This is a genomic window from Methanobacterium sp., assembly GCA_012838205.1.
Classification (GTDB): domain Archaea; phylum Methanobacteriota; class Methanobacteria; order Methanobacteriales; family Methanobacteriaceae; genus Methanobacterium.
On record DUPR01000011.1, the window covers coordinates 46,552 to 71,457 of the forward strand.

General features: G+C 37.1%; 28 protein-coding genes, 3 tRNA genes and 1 other RNA gene. 11 read left to right on the plus strand and 21 right to left on the minus strand.

What is annotated here, in order from left to right; translation table 11 throughout:
- Nucleotides 1-147: 147 nt before the first annotated feature.
- The gene (hypF, locus tag GXZ72_01665; GenBank protein ID HHT18260.1) at nt 148-2,463 is read left to right on the plus strand and encodes a carbamoyltransferase HypF; all 2,316 of its coding nucleotides are present in this window, start codon (nt 148-150) and stop codon (nt 2,461-2,463) included.
- A gap of 74 nt (nt 2,464-2,537) precedes the next feature.
- On the opposite strand, the gene GXZ72_01670 is transcribed toward hypF, so the two are convergent.
- Nucleotides 2,538-3,032, minus strand: a complete 495-nt coding sequence (locus GXZ72_01670) for an ArsR family transcriptional regulator (protein HHT18261.1) — start codon at nt 3,030-3,032, stop codon at nt 2,538-2,540.
- A gap of 345 nt (nt 3,033-3,377) precedes the next feature.
- Between GXZ72_01670 and grpE the strand changes: the two genes are divergently transcribed.
- The 5 genes from grpE to GXZ72_01695 all read left to right on the plus strand — a co-directional run bounded on the left by grpE (nt 3,378) and on the right by GXZ72_01695 (nt 8,405).
- The gene (gene grpE, locus GXZ72_01675; GenBank protein HHT18262.1) at nt 3,378-3,920 is read left to right on the plus strand and encodes a nucleotide exchange factor GrpE; all 543 of its coding nucleotides are present in this window, start codon (nt 3,378-3,380) and stop codon (nt 3,918-3,920) included.
- A 22-nt stretch (nt 3,921-3,942) separates the two neighbouring features.
- The gene (gene dnaK, locus GXZ72_01680; GenBank protein HHT18263.1) at nt 3,943-5,805 is read left to right on the plus strand and encodes a molecular chaperone DnaK; all 1,863 of its coding nucleotides are present in this window, start codon (nt 3,943-3,945) and stop codon (nt 5,803-5,805) included.
- A gap of 220 nt (nt 5,806-6,025) precedes the next feature.
- On the plus strand, nt 6,026-7,189 hold the full coding sequence (gene dnaJ / locus GXZ72_01685; GenBank protein ID HHT18264.1) for a molecular chaperone DnaJ: 1,164 nt from the start codon (nt 6,026-6,028) through the stop codon (nt 7,187-7,189).
- A gap of 139 nt (nt 7,190-7,328) precedes the next feature.
- Entirely contained in the window at nt 7,329-7,697 is a 369-nt protein-coding gene (locus GXZ72_01690; protein ID HHT18265.1) for a carboxymuconolactone decarboxylase family protein, read from the plus strand.
- A 228-nt stretch (nt 7,698-7,925) separates the two neighbouring features.
- Nucleotides 7,926-8,405 carry a DUF308 domain-containing protein gene (locus GXZ72_01695; GenBank protein HHT18266.1) on the plus strand — a complete coding sequence of 160 codons (480 nt, stop codon included), beginning with the start codon at nt 7,926-7,928 and terminating at the stop codon, nt 8,403-8,405.
- 83 nt (nt 8,406-8,488) lie between these two features.
- On the opposite strand, the gene rnpB is transcribed toward GXZ72_01695, so the two are convergent.
- The 4 genes from rnpB to GXZ72_01715 all read right to left on the minus strand — a co-directional run bounded on the left by rnpB (nt 8,489) and on the right by GXZ72_01715 (nt 10,095).
- An RNA gene (gene rnpB, locus GXZ72_01700) (RNase P RNA component) lies at nt 8,489-8,796 on the minus strand.
- Between the two features lie 14 nt (nt 8,797-8,810).
- Nucleotides 8,811-8,885, minus strand: a tRNA-Met gene (locus GXZ72_01705).
- Between the two features lie 225 nt (nt 8,886-9,110).
- Complete coding sequence (locus GXZ72_01710; protein HHT18267.1) at nt 9,111-9,665, minus strand: hypothetical protein; 555 nt, start codon at nt 9,663-9,665, stop codon at nt 9,111-9,113.
- Between the two features lie 16 nt (nt 9,666-9,681).
- Complete coding sequence (locus tag GXZ72_01715; protein HHT18268.1) at nt 9,682-10,095, minus strand: hypothetical protein; 414 nt, start codon at nt 10,093-10,095, stop codon at nt 9,682-9,684.
- 373 nt (nt 10,096-10,468) lie between these two features.
- Between GXZ72_01715 and GXZ72_01720 the strand changes: the two genes are divergently transcribed.
- The gene (locus GXZ72_01720; GenBank protein ID HHT18269.1) at nt 10,469-11,395 is read left to right on the plus strand and encodes a type II methionyl aminopeptidase; all 927 of its coding nucleotides are present in this window, start codon (nt 10,469-10,471) and stop codon (nt 11,393-11,395) included.
- Nucleotides 11,396-11,438: 43 nt separating this feature from the next.
- On the opposite strand, the gene GXZ72_01725 is transcribed toward GXZ72_01720, so the two are convergent.
- The 5 genes from GXZ72_01725 to frhA all read right to left on the minus strand — a co-directional run bounded on the left by GXZ72_01725 (nt 11,439) and on the right by frhA (nt 15,477).
- A complete protein-coding gene (locus GXZ72_01725; protein ID HHT18270.1) occupies nt 11,439-11,813 on the minus strand; it encodes a tetratricopeptide repeat protein in 375 nt (124 codons plus the stop codon).
- Nucleotides 11,814-12,087: 274 nt separating this feature from the next.
- Nucleotides 12,088-12,972, minus strand: coding sequence for a coenzyme F420 hydrogenase subunit beta (frhB, locus tag GXZ72_01730; protein HHT18271.1), 885 nt, complete (start codon nt 12,970-12,972; stop codon nt 12,088-12,090).
- Nucleotides 12,973-12,983: 11 nt separating this feature from the next.
- The gene (gene frhG, locus GXZ72_01735; GenBank protein HHT18272.1) at nt 12,984-13,778 is read right to left on the minus strand and encodes a coenzyme F420 hydrogenase subunit gamma; all 795 of its coding nucleotides are present in this window, start codon (nt 13,776-13,778) and stop codon (nt 12,984-12,986) included.
- Nucleotides 13,778-14,251 carry a coenzyme F420-reducing hydrogenase, FrhD protein gene (gene frhD, locus GXZ72_01740; protein ID HHT18273.1) on the minus strand — a complete coding sequence of 158 codons (474 nt, stop codon included), beginning with the start codon at nt 14,249-14,251 and terminating at the stop codon, nt 13,778-13,780. The genes frhG and frhD overlap by 1 nt, the downstream gene beginning before the upstream one ends.
- 8 nt (nt 14,252-14,259) lie before the next feature.
- Nucleotides 14,260-15,477: a coenzyme F420 hydrogenase subunit alpha gene (gene frhA, locus GXZ72_01745; GenBank protein HHT18274.1), complete on the minus strand. Its 1,218-nt coding sequence runs from the start codon at nt 15,475-15,477 to the stop codon at nt 14,260-14,262.
- Nucleotides 15,478-15,826: 349 nt separating this feature from the next.
- On the opposite strand from frhA, the gene GXZ72_01750 reads away from it, so the two are divergent.
- The 4 genes from GXZ72_01750 (at nt 15,827) to GXZ72_01765 (ending at nt 17,225) form a co-directional block, all read left to right on the plus strand.
- Complete coding sequence (locus GXZ72_01750) at nt 15,827-16,270, plus strand: peptidase propeptide domain-containing protein (GenBank protein HHT18275.1); 444 nt, start codon at nt 15,827-15,829, stop codon at nt 16,268-16,270.
- Nucleotides 16,270-16,989, plus strand: coding sequence for a proteasome assembly chaperone family protein (locus GXZ72_01755; protein HHT18276.1), 720 nt, complete (start codon nt 16,270-16,272; stop codon nt 16,987-16,989). The genes GXZ72_01750 and GXZ72_01755 overlap by 1 nt, the downstream gene beginning before the upstream one ends.
- Nucleotides 16,990-16,997: 8 nt before the next feature.
- Nucleotides 16,998-17,071: transfer RNA gene (locus tag GXZ72_01760), tRNA-Arg, on the plus strand.
- A 79-nt stretch (nt 17,072-17,150) separates the two neighbouring features.
- A tRNA-Arg gene (locus GXZ72_01765) sits at nt 17,151-17,225 on the plus strand.
- 539 nt (nt 17,226-17,764) lie between these two features.
- Here GXZ72_01765 and GXZ72_01770 read toward each other — a convergent pair.
- The 11 genes from GXZ72_01770 to GXZ72_01820 all read right to left on the minus strand — a co-directional run bounded on the left by GXZ72_01770 (nt 17,765) and on the right by GXZ72_01820 (nt 24,856).
- Nucleotides 17,765-19,033 (minus strand): TIGR00375 family protein, encoded by a 1,269-nt coding sequence (locus tag GXZ72_01770; protein ID HHT18277.1) that lies wholly within the window; start codon nt 19,031-19,033, stop codon nt 17,765-17,767.
- Nucleotides 19,034-19,128: 95 nt separating this feature from the next.
- On the minus strand, nt 19,129-19,902 hold the full coding sequence (locus tag GXZ72_01775) for a proteasome assembly chaperone family protein (GenBank protein HHT18278.1): 774 nt from the start codon (nt 19,900-19,902) through the stop codon (nt 19,129-19,131).
- A gap of 132 nt (nt 19,903-20,034) precedes the next feature.
- Complete coding sequence (locus GXZ72_01780; GenBank protein ID HHT18279.1) at nt 20,035-20,202, minus strand: RNA-protein complex protein Nop10; 168 nt, start codon at nt 20,200-20,202, stop codon at nt 20,035-20,037.
- Entirely contained in the window at nt 20,199-20,978 is a 780-nt protein-coding gene (locus GXZ72_01785; protein ID HHT18280.1) for a translation initiation factor IF-2 subunit alpha, read from the minus strand. Before GXZ72_01785 ends, GXZ72_01780 begins: the two co-directional genes overlap by 4 nt.
- Before the next feature lie 9 nt (nt 20,979-20,987).
- Nucleotides 20,988-21,164 carry a 30S ribosomal protein S27e gene (locus GXZ72_01790; GenBank protein HHT18281.1) on the minus strand — a complete coding sequence of 59 codons (177 nt, stop codon included), beginning with the start codon at nt 21,162-21,164 and terminating at the stop codon, nt 20,988-20,990.
- A 9-nt stretch (nt 21,165-21,173) separates the two neighbouring features.
- Nucleotides 21,174-21,455, minus strand: a complete 282-nt coding sequence (locus GXZ72_01795) for a 50S ribosomal protein L44e (protein ID HHT18282.1) — start codon at nt 21,453-21,455, stop codon at nt 21,174-21,176.
- Between the two features lie 113 nt (nt 21,456-21,568).
- A complete protein-coding gene (locus GXZ72_01800) occupies nt 21,569-22,549 on the minus strand; it encodes a DNA replication complex GINS family protein (protein ID HHT18283.1) in 981 nt (326 codons plus the stop codon).
- 2 nt (nt 22,550-22,551) lie between these two features.
- Nucleotides 22,552-23,286, minus strand: a complete 735-nt coding sequence (gene pcn / locus GXZ72_01805) for a proliferating cell nuclear antigen (pcna) (GenBank protein ID HHT18284.1) — start codon at nt 23,284-23,286, stop codon at nt 22,552-22,554.
- Nucleotides 23,287-23,303: 17 nt separating this feature from the next.
- Complete coding sequence (locus tag GXZ72_01810; GenBank protein HHT18285.1) at nt 23,304-23,987, minus strand: CvpA family protein; 684 nt, start codon at nt 23,985-23,987, stop codon at nt 23,304-23,306.
- A gap of 23 nt (nt 23,988-24,010) precedes the next feature.
- On the minus strand, nt 24,011-24,325 hold the full coding sequence (locus GXZ72_01815) for a transcription factor S (protein HHT18286.1): 315 nt from the start codon (nt 24,323-24,325) through the stop codon (nt 24,011-24,013).
- 90 nt (nt 24,326-24,415) lie between these two features.
- Nucleotides 24,416-24,856, minus strand: coding sequence for an NUDIX hydrolase (locus GXZ72_01820; protein ID HHT18287.1), 441 nt, complete (start codon nt 24,854-24,856; stop codon nt 24,416-24,418).
- Nucleotides 24,857-24,906: the final 50 nt, after the last annotated feature.

The following is a 24,906-nucleotide window of genomic DNA, read 5'->3' on the forward strand; positions in this document are numbered from 1 at the left end:
CTATCAATCTTATATATTAAGCGGGAGTATTAAAAACAATTCTATGATCTCAATTGTAAATTCATATTTTTCATCCCTACATAATAATTAATATCCTAGAAAAACTATGTTTCATAATTAAAAAATGACAAAATTAGAGGTATGAAATTGAAAAAAGCACGTATACTTGTCCAAGGAATAGTACAGGGAGTTGGATTCCGACCTAATGTTTACAGGTTAGCTAATGCTAGAAAACTAAACGGATACGTGCGGAACTTAGGTAATGTGGTTGAAATAATAGTTGAGGGAAGTGAAGATAATATTAAAAGTTTTTCAAATGAAATTAAAACTAAAAAACCACCTATATCCAAAGTTGATTCTGTAAAAATAGATTGGCTGGATGATGGTAGTTCGTCAAGGTTTAATAGTTTTCAGATATTAGAAAGCTCTTCCAACTTTTCTGGATCTTCTGTAATACCTCCAGATATTGCCACTTGCAATAGTTGCTTGGATGAAGTTATGAAAAATGGAGATCGGCGTTTTCAATATCCGTTCATTGCTTGTACTGATTGTGGCCCTCGTTTTACGGTGATCAGTTCAGTTCCTTATGATCGTGAACGTACATCCATGGATGTATTTCCCCTGTGTTCTGATTGTAAAAAAGAATATGAAGACCCTGAAGACCGGCGTTACCATGCTGAAGCATCTTGTTGCCCGATCTGCGGACCTGAAGTTTCCCTTTATGGTGAAGAGAAGATAAATTCAGATAATCCAATCAAAGAAGCAGCAAACCTTCTTGATGAAGGATATATATTGGCAATGAAGGGTATTGGTGGCACACATTTGGTGGCAAACACCCTTGATGATCTTCCGCTCATCAATATGCGTGATAAACTGGGTAGGATGAATCAACCATTCGCTTGTATGTCTCCAAATATTAAAACAATACGAAGTTTCGCTGAAGTTACAGATTATGAAGAGGATATCCTCCTATCAAATAACAGACCCATTGTTATTCTGAAAAAAAATAAAGATTATTATTTATCCCCCCAAGTTGCACCAGAACTTCATAATTTAGGAGTTATGCTCCCGTACTCTGCCTTACATCATCTTTTATTCACTTACACGGACTCACCAGCTTACATAATGACCTCTGCTAACATGCCTGGTGAGCCTATGTTAACTAAGAACAAGGAAATATTAAGTAAACTGGAAGGTGTTGCTGATTATTTCCTCTTGCACAACCGCAAGATTATCAACCGATGTGATGATAGTGTTGTAAGGTTTCGTGGGGGTGATTTGGCATTTATACGTCGTTCGAGGGGTTACGTGCCTGAACCTTATGATTTTTCTAAGATCAACACCGATTTGAATGTTCTGGCCCTTGGACCTGAAATTGATGTGACTTTTTCTCTCCTCAAGGAAGGAAAATGCTATGTTTCTCAGCATATCGGAGATACCACTAAATATGAAACCTTCCTTTATCTACAAAAAGCTATAGAATATATGATGGGCATCACAAGGACAGACAATGTTGATGTTGTGACTTGTGACCTACATCCTCAATTTTTTACCACGAAATTGGCGCAAGAATTTGGTGAAAAGTTTCAATGCCCTGTTTGGAAGGTTCAACATCATCATGCTCATGCTGCTGCTCTATCTCTTGATTGGGGAGTGGAAGAACTTATTTGTATAGCAGCCGATGGTGTAGGTTATGGTGCTGATGGAAATGCTTGGGGAGGGGAGATATTATATTCTAACAGAACAGAATACGAACGAATTGGAAGTTTAATGCCACATTACATGCCTGGAGGAGATTTGACCACACGTTACCCTGCTAGAATGATGATGGCTATGCTTTACCATTATTATGAGGAAGATGAACTCTTGGAACTTATGAAGAGTGATTATCTTAATTATTTCCCGCATGGTATCAAAGAGGTGGAAATAGTGGTCGATCAACTAAAAAGGAATTTCAACTTAACAAGCACCACTAGTACTGGGCGAGTGCTCGATGCTCTTGCTGCGTCTCTAGAAATTTGTGGAGAAAGAACTTATGAAGGCGAATGTGCCATGAAACTGGAATCTGCAGCTTACTATGGTGAAGATCGTTTCGATATACCTGTCGAAATAACTCAACAAGATGGTATGGATGTTTTGGATACTTCTAAAATTCTTTTATCAGTTTTAGAGAAAAAATTGGAAGGAGAAAATGTTAAAGATTTAGCATGTTCGGCTCAGCGTGCTGTTTCAGAAGGCTTAGCTGAACTTGCAATTTTAGCCGCCGATAAAATAGGTATAAATAACATTGGTGGTTCTGGAGGGGTTTTCTACAATGAAGCCATTAGCATGACTATAAAAAATGTTGTGGAAAATGCTGGTTTTCGATTCCTTCAACATAGAAATAGTTGTGCAGGGGACGGTTCTGTTTCACTGGGTCAAGCAGTGGTTGCTGCCCTGAAATTCAATGAAAAATTGAAATAATTCATGATCAAATCATGGTATTTCAAATGTTAACAAAACAACAATTGAACAAATTACAGGAATAAAAATATACTTTATTTTGGGGGTTCCTCCTCAGCAAACATCACTGGTAAGTTTAAAGAACGAATTTTTAAAGCTCGTTTCCGTTCATTAACCTGTTTTAAAAGAATTTCTGCGTGTTTTTTGGCTTCATCGTAATTTCGAATGAGTTCTTCCAATTCTGATGAAACATCATCCCCAATGCGAGACTGTTCTTCCAACATTTGCAATTCTTGGAATTCATGACCCGGTGATTTGACCCTTATTGTGCCTTGACTGATGAAGATCTGAAATTCTACATCATTGGAAATATCATAGTATTTTCTAGGTCTTCCACGTTCAATTTTCTGAAATTTGGAACTAAGAAGGCCTGCTTCTTCCATTGCACGTAAATGTTCGATTATGGCTTTTTGACCAATTTCTAATTCTCTGGATATCTGACTGACAAAACGGGGCTCTTCACGTAAAAGGTCCAATATGTTCCTTCGAGTTTTGCATCCCATGACGTCCAGCAGTAACTCTAAATCCATTTTTATCCACTTTTATATACTTTATAATTCAAATAATTACTAATTACTATTATATTCCTGTTTATCTTTAATAGTATGTAACATTTGCCTATCTAAAAAAATTTAGATTGCTTTGCCTTTAAGTTATCTAATTCATGAAAAAACATTACACTAAGGCAATGCAAAATTATTATAACAATTTGTTATTATAATCATTATTTTCAGAAAGGTTTATATAACCTTAAGTTACTAATAATTTATATAACTTTTGGTTACTATAACCAGTTTTGTGAAGGTTTATATTACCCTAAGTTACTATAATGCTAGAGTTACAAATCTTCCCACCCCTCCCTTAAAGGTGAATAAATGAGTTACAAAAAAGAAATTAAGAAATTAAAGGATGATTTGAAAAAATTAGAGTCAGAAATCCAGGAAAAAAATGATGAAATTAAGGAGAAGGAAGAAAAAATCATCGAAAAAGACCAAGAAATCAAAAATAAGGAAGAACAATTTTTAAGGCTTCAAGCTGATTTTGAAAACTATAAAAAAAGAACTGAAAAAGAATTGACGGATCACATCAGATATGCCAATGAAGAACTCATAATTAAAATTATAGATACTTATGAAGACTTAGAACGTGCATTAAAATCTGGTGAATCTGATGAACTCCAAGAAGGAGTGGAGATTATCTATCAAAATCTCAAAAAAATCTTAGAAAAAGAAGGCCTTGAAGAAATTCCTACCAAAGGCGAGAAATTTGACCCATTCAAACACGAAGCACTGCTAACAGAGGATCATGAAGATTTTAAAAACGGAGAAATAATCAAAGAACTCTGTAAAGGCTATAAATTAAATTCTAAGGTTATAAAATATTCTAAAGTTCAAGTTTGTAAGAAAAATAATGCATAATGCAAGTAAAAGGTGATTTTATATGGCTAAAACAGAAAAAATAATAGGAATTGACTTAGGAACTAGTAATTCTGCTGCTGCAGTATTAATCGGAGGTAAACCAACCATTATCCCCAGTGCAGAAGGAGCTACCCAATATGGTAAATCTTTTCCCAGTTATGTGGCCTTCGCAGATGATGGTCAGCGCTTAGTTGGAGAACCAGCCAGAAGACAAGCAGTAACCAACCCTGAAAAAACTATTACTGCGATTAAAAGACAAATGGGTACTAATTATAAGGTCGACATAGCTGGAAAACAATACACACCTCAAGAAATATCGGCCTTTATCCTTCAAAAGATTAAAAAGGATGCGGAAGCCTTTTTAGGAGAAGAAGTTAAAAAAGCAGTTATAACCGTGCCAGCCTACTTCGATGACAACCAGAGAACAGCCACTAAAGATGCTGGAACCATAGCCGGATTAGACGTTGTTAGGTTAGTAAATGAACCCACTGCCGCCAGTCTGGCTTATGGTATAGATAAATCAGGTGACGATGAACTAGAAATAATGGTATTCGACTTTGGTGGCGGAACCCTTGATGTAACTATTATGGAGTTCGGAGGAGGAGTTTTCGAAGTAAAATCCACCAGTGGGGACACTAAACTCGGAGGAACTGACATGGACGCCGCTGTGATGAACTACTTAGCAGGTGAGTTCAAAAAAGACACTGGCGTGGATCTAATGAATGATGATCAAGCTGTTCAGAGACTCAGAGAAGCTGCTGAAAAAGCAAAGATAGAACTTTCTACAACTTTAAACACTGAAATAAACCTACCTTTCATCACTGCTACCCAAGACGGACCAAAACATTTAACCCATACCTTAACAAGGGCTAAACTGGAAGAATTAGTAGATTCCATCATCAAAAAATGCTCAGGACCAATGGAACAGGCATTAAAAGATGCAAAAATGACCAAAAACGATGTGGACAAAATTATTCTGGTTGGAGGTCCAACCAGAATGCCCATTGTACAAAAATTTGTGGAAAACTACATTGGAAAACCAGTTGAACGTGGAATCGATCCTATGGAATGTGTATCTGTAGGAGCGGCAATTCAAGGAGGAGTACTAGCTGGAGAAATCAAAGACTTGGTTTTGCTTGATGTAACACCCTTATCTCTAGGTATTGAAACATTAGGAGGGGTTTTCACCAAATTAATTGAAAGAAACACCACTATACCCACTAAAAAGAGCCAAGTATTCACTACTGCTGCTGATAACCAGACTTCAGTTGATATCCACGTGTTACAAGGTGAAAGAACTGTGGCCACTGGAAACACCACCCTGGGCAGGTTCCAATTAGTTGGAATCCCTCCCGCTCCCCGTGGAATGCCACAAATAGAGGTTACTTTTGATATTGATGCTAACGGAATACTTAACGTGTCAGCAAAGGACATGGGTACCGGTAAAGAACAAGCCATAACCATCACTGCCCCAAACAAATTATCCGAGGATGAAATTGACCAAAAAATCAAAGAAGCTGAACAGCACGCTGAAGAGGATAAAAAACGTCAAGAAGAAGTTGAAATCCGAAATAATGCTGATTCAATGATTTATACAGCTGAAAAAACCCTGGATGAACTGGCAGAGAAGGTCGAACCTGATCAGAAAACAAAGATCGAAGGACTCATCAAAGAACTCCGAGAAGTTATAGGTGGAGATGATCTGGAAGCCATCAAAAATAAAACTGAAGAATTGACTAAAGCTGTTCAAGAAGTTGGAGCTGCAATATATCAACAAGCCCAACAAGAACAAGCTCAACAACAAGAACAAGATGCTCAAGGTCAAACAAGTCAAGACCCGGAGGATGATGACACCATCGATGCAGACTATGAGGTTAAAAAATAGAGAATATTTTGTGTGAAAATTGGGTGGGAAACTTCCTCCCACCCACCCACAATTTTATTATATTTATTTTAACAAAAAGGAAATAATCAAATTAATAACACTCATAATTATAATGATCAATTCATAATATGTCGTAAATTGGTTTTGTACATCATCATTCATCTACAATTACTAAACAATGCGTAAGAAAAGTAATCAGAGTATTTAAGGAAGATTATTCATGGCAGAGAAGCGAGATTACTACGAAGTCCTAGGAGTGGAGAAGGGAGCTACTAAAAAAGATATTAAAAAGGCCTATCGTAAATTGGCAATGGAATATCATCCTGATGTTAGCGAAGACCCTGAAGCAGGTGAAAAATTTAAAGAAATCAGCGAAGCCTATGCTGTACTCTCTGATGATGAGAAAAAAAACACTTATGACCAGTATGGTCATGCTGGAATGGGCGGATTCAGTCAGGAAGATATATTTAACAATATTAACTTTGAAGATATATTCCGTGGCTTTGGCTTTGGAGGAAATCATGGTGGAGGCGGTACTGGCTTTGAAAGCATATTTGATCTTTTTGGATTTGGAGGAAGCCGCCGAAACGGACCTCAGCAGGGAAATGATGTTTTATATGAAATGAAAATCACCTTGGAAGAAGCAGCCCATGGACTGGAAAAGGATATCCAAGTCCCCAATAAAAAAACTTGTCCACGATGTAACGGTTCAAAAGCCGAGCCAGGGACAGAAAGTCGAACTTGTGATACTTGTGGAGGTAGTGGTCAAGTTCGCCACGTTCAAAACACTCCATTAGGACAGTTTGCCACTATCCGGCCCTGTAACACTTGCCATGGTGAAGGGAAAATAATTGATAGTCCTTGCCATGAATGCCATGGTAGAGGTATTGTCAAACAAAAAAGCACCATAAATGTTAAAATACCACCAGGAGTAGAAGATGGATCTCGCCTACGCGTTCCAGGTGAAGGTGATGTTGGTAACCGAGGAGGGCCGCCAGGAGATCTTTACGTTCTTATTAGAGTGAGACCACACAAATATTTCAAGCGAGAAGGGGCAAATCTACACTACGAAAAACCAATTAGTTTTGTTCAGGCAACATTAGGTGATAAAGTTGAAGTCCCCACTATTGACGGGACAGTAGAGCTCAAAATACCTGAAGGAACTCAAACTGGGACATCATTCCGAATAAAAGGTTTTGGACTACCCCACCTACGCTGGAACGGAAAAGGAAATTTATACGTGAAAGTAAAAGTAGTAACTCCTAAAAAACTCAGCCCACAACAAAAAGAACTCCTGGAAGAATTTGCCAATATAAGTGGTGATGAGATTTACAACGAAGAGAAAGGATTTTTTGATAAAGTGAAAGATGTCATCAGTCACTAAAAAAATTATATAAACATATTTTTTATTTTCCTTTCCAATAATTGAGCTTGTAGAAGAAAAACTATTTATTTTATCAAGGTTAACTCCTATTTACTGTTCTGCAGCATTGTAAATTAGCTTTAGATGTGGTTGGGAAAAAATGTGTGCTAAGGAAAATAAGGATATAAATGTAACACTCATATTGGAAAAGGTTAAAGATTATTTTGGTTTCGTGCCCAAAATATTCCAAGTTTTATCTGAAAATCCAGTTGCTTTAAAGGTATTCTTCGATAAAGCTGAATTTATGATGGCAGATGATAGTTTACCGCCACTTACAAAAGAATTCGTGTCTATTGGGGCAGCTGCTGCCATGGGATCGCCTCACTGTCTTGCTACCCATTTGGAAGTGGCCAAAGAGCTCGGAGCCTCTAATGAAGAACTCCTCCTTGCTATAATTATTGGAGCATCCATAACCGAAAGCACTGCTTTATCCAAGTCTTTACGAGTTTATGACGATTTTAAAAAATGATTAATGAATTTCATCTAATTTGACTTTTTAAACCTTTTTTCTGATGATATTCGAGTGAAAAATTGATGACCACATTTTACTTATGAAAAATCTTAGATTTTATTTAAAATTCAAAAAATAATTCCAGATATTTCAAGTTCATATAGAAATAGGAGATGATAAAAAAATTTAATATAAATTAAAAAGAAAATATAATTTAATAAAAGTTTTTATAAGGGAGGAATTAATATGCAGAAAAATACCATGGCTATTGTGCTGATAATTCTAGGTATAATCGTATTGGCCGTTCCACTCTTGGGATTAATTCCACTTAGTATTCTAACAGGACTAGGAGTAGTATTTTTAGGTATAGGATTTATACTTGCAGGTTTTCCGGATAGGGAAATTAACCGTGGCTTAGGACTTCTTGAAATTGTTTTAGGGATCATGGCCTTGGTTTTGGGTCTTGGATTCATACTAAACTCTGATCTATTCAGTTTTGTCGCAGGATTATTAGTTACTATGGCAGGTTTGTTCCTGATCATCGTGGGGATAGTGGCCACGTTTACTAAAACTGGTGGTAGTCGTTGGAACGGAGTTGTAGCCATAATTATAGGATTAATTTACCTTCTATTTGGACATATACTACAAGATCCATTCTGGTTAGGCGAACTTATCGGTTTATGGTTACTTTTAACTGGAATCATTATGTTTTTCCAGAAAGATTAATTTAAAAACAATTTTTTTTCCATATTTTTTTATTTAAGGATAGAAAGAAAGATTTCTTGTTTTAATAATACTATTGAAAAATGGCCTGCCGAGAGTAACCCACCTTCTGTTCTTGGCAGCATTCATCTATGCGGGTTACCTCTGCCTCATACAGTTTTCACTGGCAGTGTTTACCCTTGCATCCCGTAGATTAGCCGTTTCACCGATCCTTTTGGTGTCAATCAGACGGATCATCATGTTCATCCACCAAAAGACGTGTCGTTTCTGCTCCAGAGTCCTGCTTCTCAGCAGATGTCTTATGACATCACGGTTCTGTATGATGGGTGGAGTTTCCTCAGTTTAAACTACAGACAAAATATCCGCAGAAACCGTTAGCTGCCCTTCGGCTGGCCATTAAAAAATGAGTAGCGGGGCCTAGATTTGAACTAGGGCTCTCGGGGTTATGAGCCCCGCGGGATCACCAGACTACCCCACCCCGCTGTACTATCACTGTTGAATTTTTAGGTATATAAAGGTTTCCATCAATCTTTTTTTGGTAATTCCCTCATATTCGATTTAATTGATTCTATTACAAGTTAACGTAATTTTATCATCTTCAAAATGTTTTATCTCACTTTACTAAGGTAATGTAGATAAAAATTAAGAAATATAATGCAAAAAATGAACTAATAATTCCCCATATAATACTCTTATTTTATGATTGGATTATTCTTCAGGGTTTTCCAGTTTTTCCAATCGTTCTTCAATGTTTTTCAGTTTTTTGTTTGTTGTGCTACTGTATTCGTTGAAACGTTTTTCCAAAGTCTCTATGTCCATTGAAACTACTTTAAAACGTTTTTCTAATACAGTCAAGTCTTTTTTAGTGGCCAAATCCCAGTCTGCAATTAACTGATCACTCTGTTCATTGAGGAAAATATCGATGCGATGAGATAAGTTATCAGTGCTGATGGGTACGTTAACCCTGCCTTTAAGTTTTTCACCCATTCCTGAAACCTTCTCACTTACTCCTGAAACATTTAATCTTTCACCCATTCCTGACATAGATCTTTCTCCAGAAACTTTTTCACCCAAGTTACTGGCACCGCCTTGAACTTTATCACCTAAATTATTAGCCTCACCATATACTCTTTCACCTAAATTAACTGCATCACTTTTCACTTGGCCCAAATTAAGTTTCCGATTATCCTGTAAATAATAATATAAAAGTATAACTATAGCACTTACCAAAACAAGAATTGCAAATACTTCTAATGGAGTCATTGATCATTTCCCCCTTTTATACTTTCCCCTTCTTTTCAATCTGTTTTTCCTTTTTATCAATTTCATCTAAAAGTTTTTGAAGTTTTTCGTATTCAGCTCTAGTTTCTAGGCGGGTTACTCTCTCGTTAATTTCACTATGGAGAAATCCAACTTTTTGCATCATTTTTGATGTTTCTCCCCTGATCTGAGAAAGTCTCTCTTGCTGGTCCTTTGGGAGTGGTATTACATTTTCCATTAGACGTTTAGATTCTAAATCCCTTTCAACAAGTTCTATTTTCTTAAGTTCAGCTTGTTTTTCAAGGAATATTACATTACTCTGGGCTTCTCTAACTTTTCTCCATTGCATAACAATTACTATTATTGCAACTAATGCTATTACCGCAATAATAAGTAAAAAAATGTTCTGTGGAATGCTTATAGCATCTGCCATGATATTCCCCCTTATTTATGCGTTTCAATATGCTAATTTGTGTACACTCGAACAATTTCTTTAAAGCTTTTAAAGGTAAATCGGTGATTAAACCTTATCTACTTAAAGTCACTTGAATCATCTGCTTGCCAACAAATTATAGAAATCAATTATAAGTACCCTATACTTATCGACTAACAGATGAAAGTTACATATAAATATGTACATTTATATAATTAATGCTTTATGATAAAGCTTATTATCTATGTTTTATAGTATTTTGGAAGAATACAAACTATTCATAATAGGTGGATGAGTGATTTAGTCCAGAATAATTGTTGATAACCCCCAAATAATAGAGATTAATATATTACTGTAATAATAGTGTGATTACATGATAGATATGTACCAAAAAGCAGGTAAAATTGTAAAAGAAGTCAGAGAACTTGCAGTTAAAGAAGTGCATGAAGGGATGAAGGTTTTAAGTTTAATAAATCTCATTGAATCAGAAATTGTAAAAAGAGGAGGGTTACCTGCTTTTCCATGTAATATATCAATTAATGAGGTTACCGCCCATTATACCTCCCCACCAGGAGATACAACGATTATTAAAGATGGAGATATGGTTAAAATTGATTTAGGCGCCCATATTAATGGTTTCATAGCTGATTCGGCAACCACGGTGATTGTGGGCTCTGGTGAAGGTCCATACCAGTCTGGGGAAAGGATTTATACTAGAGAAAAGGAGTTGGAACTGATAGAAACTGCAAATGAAGCTCTTAATCTGGCAATTAGCCACGTCCGAGATGGTGCAGTTCTGGGTGAAATTGGAAAAGCGGTTGAAGAATATGTAAAATCCCAAGGTTTTTTACCTGTGGCTAATCTTACTGGTCACAGCCTAGATCAGTGGAATCTGCACTCTGGCTTATCTGTACCAAATGTTAATGATGAAAATAAACAAATAATAGAAGAAGGGGATGTTTTAGCCATCGAACCATTTGTTACAGACGGTGTTGGCATGGTTGGAGACATGAAAGAAACATTCATTTATAAGTTTCTTCGTGACCGGCCTTTACGCTTAGTTGAATCACGGAAATTACTTAACATTATAAAAAAAGATTATAAAAATCTTCCTTTCGCTCAAAGATGGTTGGAAGAAGATTCAAAAATCCGAAAAGTTAATTTGGCTATGAGACAACTTATTTCTTCCAGGGCAATCTACCCCTACCATGTGCTTCGTGAGAAAAGTGGTGCCAGGGTAGCCCAAGCTGAACACACCGTAATTGTAGAGTCAGATGGTTGCATAATTACAACTGAATAATAGCAAACTATTTCACTTCTGCATAAATTATAAAAGCCCATATTTATTGTTTAAGTGAAATTACAGTGTTATGCGCTTTGTCTCTCCCAGTATAATCTTCAATACCCTCATATATTTTTGAAGCCTCTTGAAAGAAGTAAACAGCATTTTCAGTATCGTTTTGTTCCTTGCAAACTAATCCCATGTTGTAGAGAGCTTCCGCCATGTGTTTTTGGTCATTTATCTCCTCAGAATATTCGTATGCTATTTTAAAATAAGTTGCAGCTTTATCATAACCACCACGCCTAAGATTCATGACACCCTCCAACATTAATTTTGATATCTTTTTTCCTTTTTCTTGTGATCTTAAACGGTAGTAAAGAATAATCATCCCCGCATATGCCAAAAACATTGCCCCAGAAATTAAAATTATGTCCATTTTATCACATCCCCATTCTACAAACCATATATGTAACATTATTACTATAATACTTTCCCATTAAATCATTACAAACCTATTTCAAGAAATATCAAATCTTGTTTGGAGAATAAAATTAAAAAACACGAAAAGATTACGAATTCAATATTATAAGTTATAACGTTTAAGAGAGGTAGAAATTTGAGATGTATCAGAATAATAAGCATTTATAGAATTTATAAATACAAAAGAAAGATCTAAAAATAAAAAAGAGAAAAAATGGGATGTAAATCCCTTAGACGTTAGCTAGTGGGTCTTCTTTTTCGCCGCTGCCTTTATATGGCACAGGTAAGCCCATGGCTTTCCTTTCATCGATGACTTTCATGGCTTTGGTTTTCTTGTCAGTTGCCAGTTTTTCTAGAAGACCTAAACCTGGTTTCACATCATCCATTGATTTGGTTTCAATGAGTCCAGCTTCAACTGCTTGCTTGAATACTGTTTCACCAGCATCAGTTCTGACAAATACCGTGGACCAGCCGTCAGGTGTTCCTACTGAACCAGTTGACACGTCAGTTAATTCGCATACATAGTCCAAGCAGACTTTACATGCGTTTTGTTCGTAACCATGAGTTTCTTTCAGTGGTATGGTCAGAGTCTGATCGGCAGTTTCTATCCAGAATTTACCTTTACCTATGTCCATTTTTTCCACTAAGTCAAAGTCAACACCTGCTTTCTCCGAAATGAAAGTCCTTAATGATTCATATGGGAAGTTTTCCATACAGAAAATACCTAAGGTTAAGGCTATTTTATCTGCTAGGAATCTCACACCAAATGGATAAGACTGCATTTTTCGGATTCCCATACTCTGACAAGGTATAGCTACGGTTCCAACTTTCTCCAGACCGTACTGTCGGACTGCTTCTTTGAGCATCCATACGTTAGGAGAGAATGTGTATTTGGTTCCAGCAGCAGCCAGTATCTCATCTGAGGTTAATGCTACCATTGGTTCTGGTTTCCACATGACATCAGTTGGTCCTGCTACCACTGCTCCATCGATTAATCCTTCATCCAGAGCATAGCAGAATAATCCGGATACTATACCTCCGTCTTGGGCTATTTTTTGGATCTGTTTGTCAGTTGATCTTGCTGCAACAACTTCTTTGTAGGTTCCTAATACCATTTTTTCACCTCCTATAACCCTAAGTCCTGTTGGATCCTGTCAGCAGGCCACCAACTTCGTGGGCACTGCACATAACAGATTCCACATTTAATACAGCGGTTTTCGTTAAGTTCAGGTCGTCCGTTGGTCATGCTTAGGGCTCTGGTCTGGCAAGCCATGGCACATGTTCCACACCCTACACATAAGGCTTGGTTGACCACTTTAGTCTGCAAGTCACATCCACATGCTTCAGTGTATCCTGCCAGATCCATCATAGGTGCTAAGTAGTCCATGTCACCATTTATAGCAGCTACTACAACTTTGGCAATTATTTCTGGTGATGGTGGGCAGCCAGGTATGGCTAAATCCACTTTAACAAGGTCAGCAATTGGCACGAATGATTCGTGGTTTGGTTGTGCTTGTTGTCCTCCTCGGGAGTAACGGGTGAAACAACCTGTTGCTGCGCAGGACCCGAAGGCCACTACTAAGTTTGCTTTTTCCCTTACTTCCATTAGTTCTTTCACACTGTGTTCATCTTGTAAACAACATGATCCCTCGACCAAGGCTATGTCCATTTCTGGCATTTCCCATAGGTCTACCAGGGTTTGTCCGTAAACTACATCCACCATTTCAGTTAGTAAAGGTGCTAATATGTCGTAGTTTTCAGTTAACGAGATTACATCTCCGGTACATCCACTCAAGTGAACGTATCCTATTTTTGGTTTAGCTTTTTCTTCAGCCACTTTTTCAACCTCCTCTTTAGAAGCTTTATCGTCTGGTTTTGCCTCCATTCCTAAAAACGATTTTATGCGGGCTAATATTGACATTAACTAACCCCTATTTCCTTTAATATCATCTTAATGGCCTGGGGAATAGCATCTTCCACACTTTTAGTTAACCCCATTTCAACATCGGGGGCAGAGATATGTTCCGGCTGGCATCCAATTACCATAACTTCACAAGTTTTTGCCAAGTCATGTAATGGCTCAGTAACTGGCCATGAATGCACATTTTCATATGAACCTTTTGGTATTTCGTCCACACTGAATTTGCGAAGGGTTCCTGGTTCTGCATTAAATTGTACAACGTCCACCACAATCATTTTTTTCCATTCTTCATGAGGAAGACTGAAAACAAAGTGGGGACCACCAGTACCTGCATCTATGATCATAACATTCTCTGGTAGGGGTTTTTCCTTAGAGTATTCTCCAAGTGCCTTTATCACTTCTGGTCCGAATCCGTCATCTGCAAATAAGATGTTTCCGCATCCGACCACGATTATCTCTGCAGTGTATGGCATGCTTTTCCCTAAATCCTGACCATCTCGTCTTTGAGAATGCTCCTGTCTTCGTCGTCAATTACGATCATGTGAGTCGCGCAGGAAAGACATGGATCGTAGGCTCGGATGACGTGAGGTCCGAATTCGTGGTGGAATCCTTCGGTTGCAATACCCATAGTAGGTATGTTCCAAGTGGTTGGTACCAGACAACTGTAGAACTGGGTTTTACCATTAGCAACTTGTGCCATGTGAACGTCCATTCCACGTGGTCCTTCAATAGCACCTACCCCCAGCTTGTTAGTACCTCTAACATCGTAATCAGCCATTACAGGTGCAGAAGTGTCTAATTCAGCCAGTAAATCTATTATTTTTGATAATGCCATCTTCTGCTCTAATGCTCTGGCTACGTGCTGAGCAACAACACCTCTTTCTTTGAAATCACCATAAGTGGCTAACCTGGCCCTTGGACCTACTTCAACATTTCTTCCATCATATAATGGAATTGTTGAACAGGCTCTTTTGGCTATTTCTGGGTCGTCATACCAGCTTTCTGGCATGATTTCTGTGAATCTGTCAAGATCGAAGTTTTCCCGGTCACCATATAGTACATCAGTGGCCAGTGTTGGTGCGTTTGTTACACCTAAACCTTCTGGGAATCCTTTGTCTGCGACTAAACCAATAATTAATTCGACGTGGGCGTCTAATTTTGGTTTGAGTTGTTTACATCTTGCATATAGTCTTTTTCTTGCAACTTCACTTATGTTACGGGCCATTCCACCGATCCGAACATCGGATGGGTGAATTCCTTCTCCAGCAACCATGTCCACTACCATTTGGACAGTTTTCCTGATTTCAGATACTGAATTTATTGCTGTGACCATAAGGTCATCTGGCACGACATCAGGAGCTATTAGAAATTGGTGTATTGCGTGACTGTTGATGTCATGGGCAGCTAATGTGATTTCCCTTAATTGTCTTGCTGCTTTGGGTATTTCTATACCTAATGAATCATCCATAGCTTCTACTGAAGCCAAGGTGTGGGGTATAGGGCACACACCACAGATCCTCTGCGAATATACAGGTGCGGATTCTGGGGCTTTACCTGTTAACATCTTTTCTAAACCTCTAACGGGAGTAATACTGAAGTATCGTCCCTTGGTTACTATTCCTTCATCATCGACTTCCATAACCAACTCTGCGTGTCCTTCCTGTCGTGAGGTAGGCGAGATAACTACTCGTTCGCTCAAATGTATCACCTCTTAGTTTTATATAAGAACATCATTATTTCTAACTTTTAAATAATATTATAAGCTTTTCTTTAAAAACTAAAATGAAAAATTTAAATAGCAGTATAAACTAACTTATGAACTCCAACTAAACTTACAAAAAATTAATCGTGATTCTTTTTATTGGAGTAAATAAGATTAAACTTCAATGATATATAAAATTAAAATACTACTAATCTAATTTAAATCCCGAAAACTCTAAATAATATTAATTAACTTAAATCAATTAGTTAAATATAACTTCTAAGACATATAACTAAAATAAAAGATAATCTTAATAGAAGAATAAATTGGTGAAGAGGTGATCTGAGTGATAGACTCAAAAATTTTGATATCAGTGGTCATAGTGCTATTAATAGGAGGGGCGGCTGCAAGTTACCAGATATCAAACACACCTGGACTATGGCAACCAGTAACATCACATAATCCCGATTCAGACAAAAAATCCAGTTCTTCTGATGGGACTGATTCTGGAAGCCACCAAAGTTCTGCATTCAGCCCATCAAAATCTTCAAGTCAACAGTCAAGTGGAACCGGAAGTGATAATGTGAAAATATCATCTTCAGAAGCTAAAGCAATTGCTCAACAATCAATCGTGCAGAAAGGAGCAACTGCAGGAACTCCAACCCTTATTAATTCCAATGGTAAAAAGATTTATGTGGTGCCAATTATGATGAATGGGAATCGGGTTGGTGAAATTTATATTGACTCTCAGACTGGTAACAATTTAGGAGGGGCGGGGGGTGCACCCTAATGGTCAATATGGTGGAAACAGAAGTAGAATGTTGTAAAATAATATCAGAAGATGTTGAAAACGCGTCAGTAATCGAAGGATCTCCAGAACTAGGACTAATTGGCAATATAGTGGGATGGCTCCTGGTAGAAGAGCTTAAAATGAAGGAAATTGGACACATAGAATCCAAATACTTCCCCCCACTCGCTGTTCTTTACAAAGGAGTTGCAATACATCCATTCAGGATTTATGCCAGCGATAACATAGTTCTATTCCTATCTGACTTTGTTGTTCCACCAAACTTAACTTATGACATGACAAACACAATTGTGGACTGGATGGAGCGAAATAATAGTAAGGAAATCGTGACACTTAATAGCATTGCAGTCCGTCAAAAAACTAACGGAGTTGCAGGTGCAGCTAACTCAACAGAAGGTCTTAAAAGATTGGGGAACCTTGATATTCCCATACTGCCCTTTGGAAATATTAATGGAATTTCAGGAACTCTGTTAACTAGGAGCATGAGCCGTAACATTTTAGGCACATGTTTATTTGCGGAAGTTCTAAACCAGTACCCTGATCCTCGTGCTGCTGCCAGTGTAGTAGATATTTTAAATAGGATGCTGGACATAGAAGTAAATCCCGAACCACTCTTAAAAGAGGCAGAAGAAATCGAATCACGACTTAAAGAGCTTGCAAATACTGTTCAAAGCGAAGGAGAATCTCCAGCATATAGTTAAATTCATACGGGCCCGTAGCCTAGTTGGATAGGGCGTCGGACTTCTAATCCGAAGGTCCCGGGTTCAAATCCCGGCGGGTCCGTTACTGTACTCTTTTTTTATTAGAAAATAGTAAATGTTTTGAATATTAGGGTAAATAATAATAGAAAATAAATCATAGTGGGCCCGTAGCCTAGCCTGGATAGGGCATCAGACTCCTAATCTGAGGGTCCCGGGTTCAAATCCCGGCGGGTCCGCTAAATCATTCTTTTTTTTATATAATGATGATATTTCTCACATTTCCAAAAAATTTTTTGACCATGCATTTCCACGAGAACGCATCTCACCAGTTCCAATCCTTTTTCCAATAAACATAACTTCTTAGGATTATTTCCCAACAAATGGAGTTTTAGGTGATTACCCAAATTTTGTGATTAATGAAATTAATTTTCAGGAAGAAGGCTGGTTTTTAATCTGATAAGTCCATAAAGAAAAACTTGTTTAGAATATTAAGTTTACAATAATGAAAAAAAAATGAAATTTTGATTTTAAAATAAAAATATTTATTCTGCAGGATTTCTGTTTATAACTTGCAGTATTGTATTTACCAGTACAAATCCACCAATTATGACTGCTAAAATCCACCATGAATATTCCATCATAATACTCATATATTGAACACCTCAATTTCTAATTCGGAAAGATGATACTAAAAATCCTGTTTATTTCATAATTTAATTAATGAATATAATTATAAAAACCTTTCGCGTGATAATTATTTCTAAAAAAATATTTATCATTTCATAAATGAATCTAATGTAGAATTTTCAGTTTTATATTGCGCTTCATCAACAACTTCTTCATTCGTATTAAATATCATTTCCCCATATTTTCCGCCACCACCTGCCTTGATCTGCAGGGTTTTTTCACGAAAAGCTCGTATTCTAATGGCAAGTTCTGAGTCAATTTCTGCTAAATTTTCCAGTGGGGCATCAATCAACACAGAAATCTCATCACCAAATTTCAAAATTAATTCCTGCCATTTCCTCTGAACAAATTTAGTGGTGACACCTTTACTATAGGTAAGACTTATTATTTCGGCCAGAGGTATTATATGGATGTATGGTGGCCTATGATTGGGGTGTTGGGGTTCATTCCAAGTAGCCAGTTCTTCAACTCGGTAGTCAACTCCTTTTTTAATGGTACCACCACAGGGACATTTCATTTTCATCCGTATTGCTTCTTCTGGATGGAACTGTCGATAGCATTTGGTGCAGGCGGTGTGATAATATTTGCCCAATCTAGGGTCAAACCCATAATTTGCTGTGATCTTCCGGTCATGAATTGCACGAGCCAGTGCAGGGAAGCTTATATTTTTAACGTTAATTTCATTAAACTCACGACCCAATCTATGGGGCCAGGGGGAGTGTGCGTCAGAGTTGGTAAGGAATGGTGTTTCCTGTAATTCTTCAATACGATCTGCCATGCCAGCATCCGCTGAGAGTCCAAGCTCTACAAAATCAGGGATTTCGCCATAACAGTCCATTAAACTATCAAATTCTTTATATATGCTAGTCCAAGGCGTGAATGCGTGAGCCGGCCCCATTATGCATCCACTTGCCCAAGCTAATTCCTGTATTTCAGCACCACTCATGCGAATTCTTGGCCTACCATCAGAATCAAGGTTTCCCTTAAGTTTTTTGCGCATATTGTAGGCTGTTTCAAAAGAAGGGAGAATAATCAAGTGGTGAACCCGATTATAGTCTTCCACTTCAGCTGTTAGAATAAGATATGTTTCAGGATTTTTAATGATCCCTTCTGATATTTCCTCCTGAAGAAATTCATTTTGGGCCTTATTTGTTTCTCGGATCCGAAAAACCCCTTGATTTATCTCTTCTGTGGCTTTTTCAATCATATTAAGCCATCCGAGATGGAACGCATCTCCAGTAGCAACTAAATTAAGTCCTTTAAGGCGTCCCTGAGAAGATAATAACTCAGGAGTCATATTTTTCGAGGTGGCCATTGAAAAACGGCCATGAATATGTAAATCAGCCCTTATAATCAAGTTTTCACCATTTATTCAAATATAATATTTTAAAATAAATTGAAAAAAGAAAAAATTGAATGAACTCGATTGAAAAAATGTAACATGCTAGTGAATTAACCAATGTATCTTAGGTCTTCTTCACCAGGAACTATGTTCATCCGCTCGACCATTTCTCGTTCCATCTGTTGAGCCTTACTGATCATTTTTCTGGTTTCTTCAGCACGTTCTTCCAGCTTGGCCACATCAACATCTAGTTTAATCATTTTCAGTAATGCTTTAAGCACTGCCTTTGATGCATCAGCGTCAATGAAGTAACCAGGAGTTTCACCCATTAGACAAACACCATTCATGCCCCTAGAAATCCCTAAACCAAGAATAAGGCCTGATGCACCGATTATTCCCCCATCAGCTGACCTTAAAGTTATTTCATGTTCTTGAAGCATTTCTGCCAGTTCTTTATTGGTGGCAACTCCATAAACCTTTGGTTTTTCTATAGGTTGACCAGTTCCCAACCCGCCAAGGGTGTACATTTCTTTGACACCATAGTTTTCCACGAAATCAAGTATATATCCGCATATTTCATATTGTCCCTCTGGACTGAGACCTTGAGTATTTCCTCCCAGAAAAATAAAGTCACGTCCATCTTCTCCCTGGTTTTTAAGATAGTAAAACTCGTTTTTCATTGGCTCAACAATACCCTCTTCATCAACAAAAACTTGTGGAGGGAATGATGGCGAATATAGTTCAGCAAATTTTTCTGCACCTAATTCATGTATAATATGCTCTGCAACAAGTTTACCCACGTGACCTAGGCCAGGTAGGGCTTCAATAAATATAGGATCATCAAGATCCACTTCCTTAATCATTTTTATGAATGTTTCTTTCATTTAAACTCTCCTGGGAGATAACAATGCTCTGAAAAAGCATTTCTATCCTCTAATAATATGTTTATAAAAGATTGATGGGATTAGAAAACAATTGGCGTATAATAGCAACATTTATTGTTTGAATTTATTTAGTTAAATGCCTTTGAGTTGTTCCTTAAGAATTCTCCTGTATTTGCCATATCTATCTTCTGGAGAATAGCGTGGAGGGTATACCACTTCTAAATCACCCCCACAGCTAGGACAATGATCCTTTAGTGTATATTCTTTACAGGAGCGGCACCGCCTCATTTTCATTTTCATTCTAATTCCCTGTGAAACTCACCCTCACCACCAGCTTCTAAAACAATTTCTATAGCTTTATCCGCGGCGTCCTTAAGAATAGTTTCTGCAGTGATGTAATCTGATGATTTGACAAGTAACCTGTATCGTGGCGCGCCTACACATTGAACTGATACATCATCTTTGTTGATGGAATTTAGAGCATTGCGGATGATCTGTACGCCATCAGGAGCGTAAGAAGTTATATCCACATATCCAGTGATTTGTACTTCTGGAGGAGATATGTTTTTCTTGGCAACATCAGTTATGGCTGCAGCCCATTTTTCATCCATACCTCTTTCTATAAGAGAATCTTTACCTTCTTCAGCAGATATTTCGAATGCACCATAAAGGTCTCCAAATTCATCTATCATTTCATAGCCTACTTCTTCATAGGCCGCATTTAAATCTTTATTTATACTTTTTGCAGCGAATTCGAGAAGTTTTTCTGCTTTTTGTTCTATTTTCCATTGCTGTATCTTCCGGGTTCTTTGATCTTCCCGGATCCTTTTCATGGAAACATCAACATGCCCTTTTTTAGGGTTAACTCGCAGTACTCGAGCCACTATTTTCTGATTTTCCCTTACATAATCTCTAATGTTCTTAACCCATCCTGCAGACACTTCAGAAATGTGTATGAACGCTTCTTCTCCAGGATATTCTTCAAGTTTGGCGAATGCACCATAATTGAGAACTTTATGCACTGTGGCCACGACTAAATCGCCCTCTTGCGGCCATCTATGCTTCATTCTTACCATTACAACACCTTAATCCAACACTTCTACTATTTGGGCAACAATTTCTGATTTTCCACCCTTAGATTTTACCAGAGATTTACCACAGATTATGCACTCCACTTTGGAGGCTGCGTGATCGAAAACAACTTGCTGGTTTCCACAATCTCCACATTTAACTTTTAAAAAGTTACTTTTTCTTTTTGACATTTTATACACCTACTGCTGGATGAATTCTACTTTTCCAGCTCGGAATGTGGAGCGTTTGATGTGAGATTTATTGCATTCTTTGCATTTGTATCTTAAGTCCAGTTTTTTAGTTGGTTTGTTTCCTGAAGGTAAAGGACGAGGATACCCACGGTACCCGCTAGTCACCCTTCGAAACTGACGTTGACCCCACTTTAGTTCGCTGGCTTTTCTTCTTTTTGATTCTAAAACTGTGTGAATTGTGTGTTTCTTACAATTTGGACAATAAGTTTTCCTTTCTTTAGGAATCTTCATATAATCACCTTTTTGGCTGTAAAAATAAGTCATCTGACCTGTAAAATTGATTAATGGTCCTCGGACTATTATAAAAAGCCTCACTCTATATTTCGCTATTTATATTTCACTGTTTATTTATACCTTTGTATGGACTTTCCCTTATGATTTTTAATTAGTATGCGGGCATTTTGAACAGGCATGGTTATAATATCACCAGGGGAGAACGGACCATAAACATTATGATCAATCCCCATAATAGAGGGCAAGTCATCCAGAATCATTAAAACTTCTGTTGATGGCTTATTAACTCTTGAATCGTTTGATTTGATAAGATTTTTGTCTGAAGATTGAACTTTATTGATTTTTAATTTTTTTCTAATATTATCAACAGAATTAGAAGCGTTTTTATCATCTTTTGATTTAGTTTCTGGCAAGTGAGCAGATGGTTTCTTGGAAACTTGTCGAGAAGGTTCCTTTCCAAACTCCCTGTAAATTTCATCTTGGATTTCAGGAGGAATTTCATTCACACCAGGAGGTACTTCTGTTTTTGGAGTAATAGGGATCTTAAGATCGGTTGAAGTCTTAACATCCGTTGAAGAATTTACACTATGGTTATTGTGGTCATCAATGAACTCATCATAATCCTCCTTCATGGTTTTTGAATCCATTTTCGAAGAAGGTAGTTTTGAAGATAACTCTTGCTCTTTTTTATCACTGTATGATCTCAATGGAGATCTCATATCTTGCCTATAATTTGCTAGTAACTTATAAAGTTCCCTGTATAGTTCTTGTTCTTCAGGAGTTAAATTTGATGGGATTTGGGGTTTTCCATCGCCTGTAGAGTCTTTAAAAATCTTATAAGATCGTTGTACATTCATTACAACGCTATTTGCAATTTTGTGTTCTCTTCTCTCACATATTTCAGCTACAATTCTTTGAGCATCACGAAGGAGGTATGATTCAAATGAAAAGGGATTATTATCTATTTTTTTCATTAATTTATTGAAATAATATGAAATATCCTGGTAAAAATCATCACCCACAGGAGATAAACTACCTGAACTCCTTTCCTTCTTTTGAATCGCCCTCAAATTCTGGAAAAACTCATCCAACCCTATTCCTCACTTTCAATTCTAGGAGCTAAGAGAAAACTTAGTTCACCTTCATCAGAAGCCATTTGCAGTGCAAGATTCAGAGGCATATCGTTCCCCAGCCGTATGACTGCAGATTCAGAGAATTTATCTGCTTTTAACATTTCTTTTACTTTTTCAAGGGAAAAAATTGATTTTGCCGATTCATTTATTTTTTCCCCATGCAAGTACTCGATTTGAGCATCCCCAAACTCTCCCTCGGCTGAGGCGGCAAATTTGTCTTCATTTACTTGAAGAGCTATTTTATCAGAAACTATACCTATGTCTTGAATAGAATCTTTCAGTAAATTAAAAGGAACTTCGAATTCAGTTGGATATTCAAGTTGTGGTGGGCTGGGAGCTTCATATTCTATATCTATAAGCCTTATTTTGAATGTTCTGTGAGCTTCACCTTCCAGTGTTACTATAAGGTTGCCCTCATCAACAGTGAGTTCCACCATATCCTCTGCTTTAGCTCTTTTTAATACCTTCATCAACTCCTCAGTATCCACGTTGATCTTCATTGGTTCATCACACTGATATTCATCAAATAAACCTTTTTTTAACTCCAAATGCACAAATGTGATGTGACTGCGGTCTAATGCATCAAGTCTGAGCCCTTCTTCGTCCGCTTGCATCTGCACTTCATCAACAATGGATGAGATAGCATCAAAACTGGTTTTCAAAATATTAGAATCACTTAAAACTGCTTTGAACATGTTCATCCTCCTTTAAATTACTTTTTATCCTTCTCTTCTATATTATTTTTTTGTTTTTCTTTTTCATTGAATGATTTTTTCTTTTCTTTTGATGATTTTTTGATGGAATGCGGTTCTTCCACTTTTTCTAGTTCGGAATGTATTTTTTTGAGAAAAGTTCCAGTTAACAAGCGGAGCCCGAATAAACCTGCAATTATCAGGATTCCAATGAGGATTGAAAAAGCTGATAATACTGCTCGTTCACCATATATTACACTATCTGCCAATCTTATTGAACCGCCAAACAAGTATAATATTCCAGCGATTATAAATAAAACTCCTACTAGTCCACCAATAATTCTAATAATTTGTTCTTTTTTGGAATGTATGTGTCGATAAATCTTAAATTTCATGAATTCCTGACGAAGATAAAATTCTTGTGACTTTGAAGGGGTATTATCTTCATATTTCTGATTTACTTTCTGTTTTCGAGGTTCATCAAGATATTTATTTTTAGAATCTGATTCTGAATCTAAAAATTCAGAACCAATTAAAAAATCTCTGAAACGTTTGGAAGATTTCGTTTTAGAGGTTGATGAATCCACAGAAAAGCTATTTTTATTCGATCCACTTTTAGTATTTTGGTTAAATTGGACTGCCTTTGATGATTTTTCATCAGAAGTTTTCTGTTCTTGGCTCACCTTTGATGATTCTTCCTCCATTCCAACAGGTCTCCTTCAAATGTTTAATCATACTCTCGCCAAGTTTGTCCGCATTTTGTGCATCTTAAAAACCTGGTTTCAGATTCATCAGCCCTTCTAGTCTGTTGCAACCACCAAAATGCCTCTCGATTACCGCATTTGGGACATATGGCTTTGGTAGTGGGTAAAGTTTTAATATTATCCCCTGTTACAATCACATTCTCCTTGGGGGATACTTTCTCAGAAACTTCATATTCACTTAGTGATTCTTTGGTTATCTTTTTTTGGTAACCGCATGAACATTCGAAACGGTCCCCTTTAGGGAACAATACTGTCCCGCATTTAGGGCAAAATTCCATTTAAATCCTCCTAATAATATTTAAATTCGAAATAATTATTGTCAATGCAACAATATTATTTTTTTGATTATTTAGCTGCTGTTGATTGTATTAGTCTAATATTTCGTCAATAATTCCAATCTTATTTAACGCGTCTTTTAATATTTCATGATGATCAAATGCTAAATCCATTTTAAGCGCATCATCAACAGTGAACGACGAAACTTCTTGAGCATCTGTGTCTGCTTTAAGTTCACCATCTTTTTTATAAGTGAAGAAGCACACGGTAATTGTGTGCCCCCTCGGATCTCTCCCTGGATCGGAATAGACACCCACTAACTCCGAAATTTCTATTAAAATTCCAGTTTCTTCCTTAACTTCCCTTAATATAGCTTTTTCCACAGTTTCGCCGTACTCGACAAAACCGCCGGGTAGTGCCCAAGATCCTTGGAAAGGAGTATTTTTCCTCCTGATTAATATTATTTTACCATTTTCATCAGTTACTACCGCATCTACTGTTAATAAAGGATGTTTCGAATCGGTTATATGCACACTCCCCTCAAATCATGATGCAGAAAACGCCAAGAATGCTTATTTTTTTT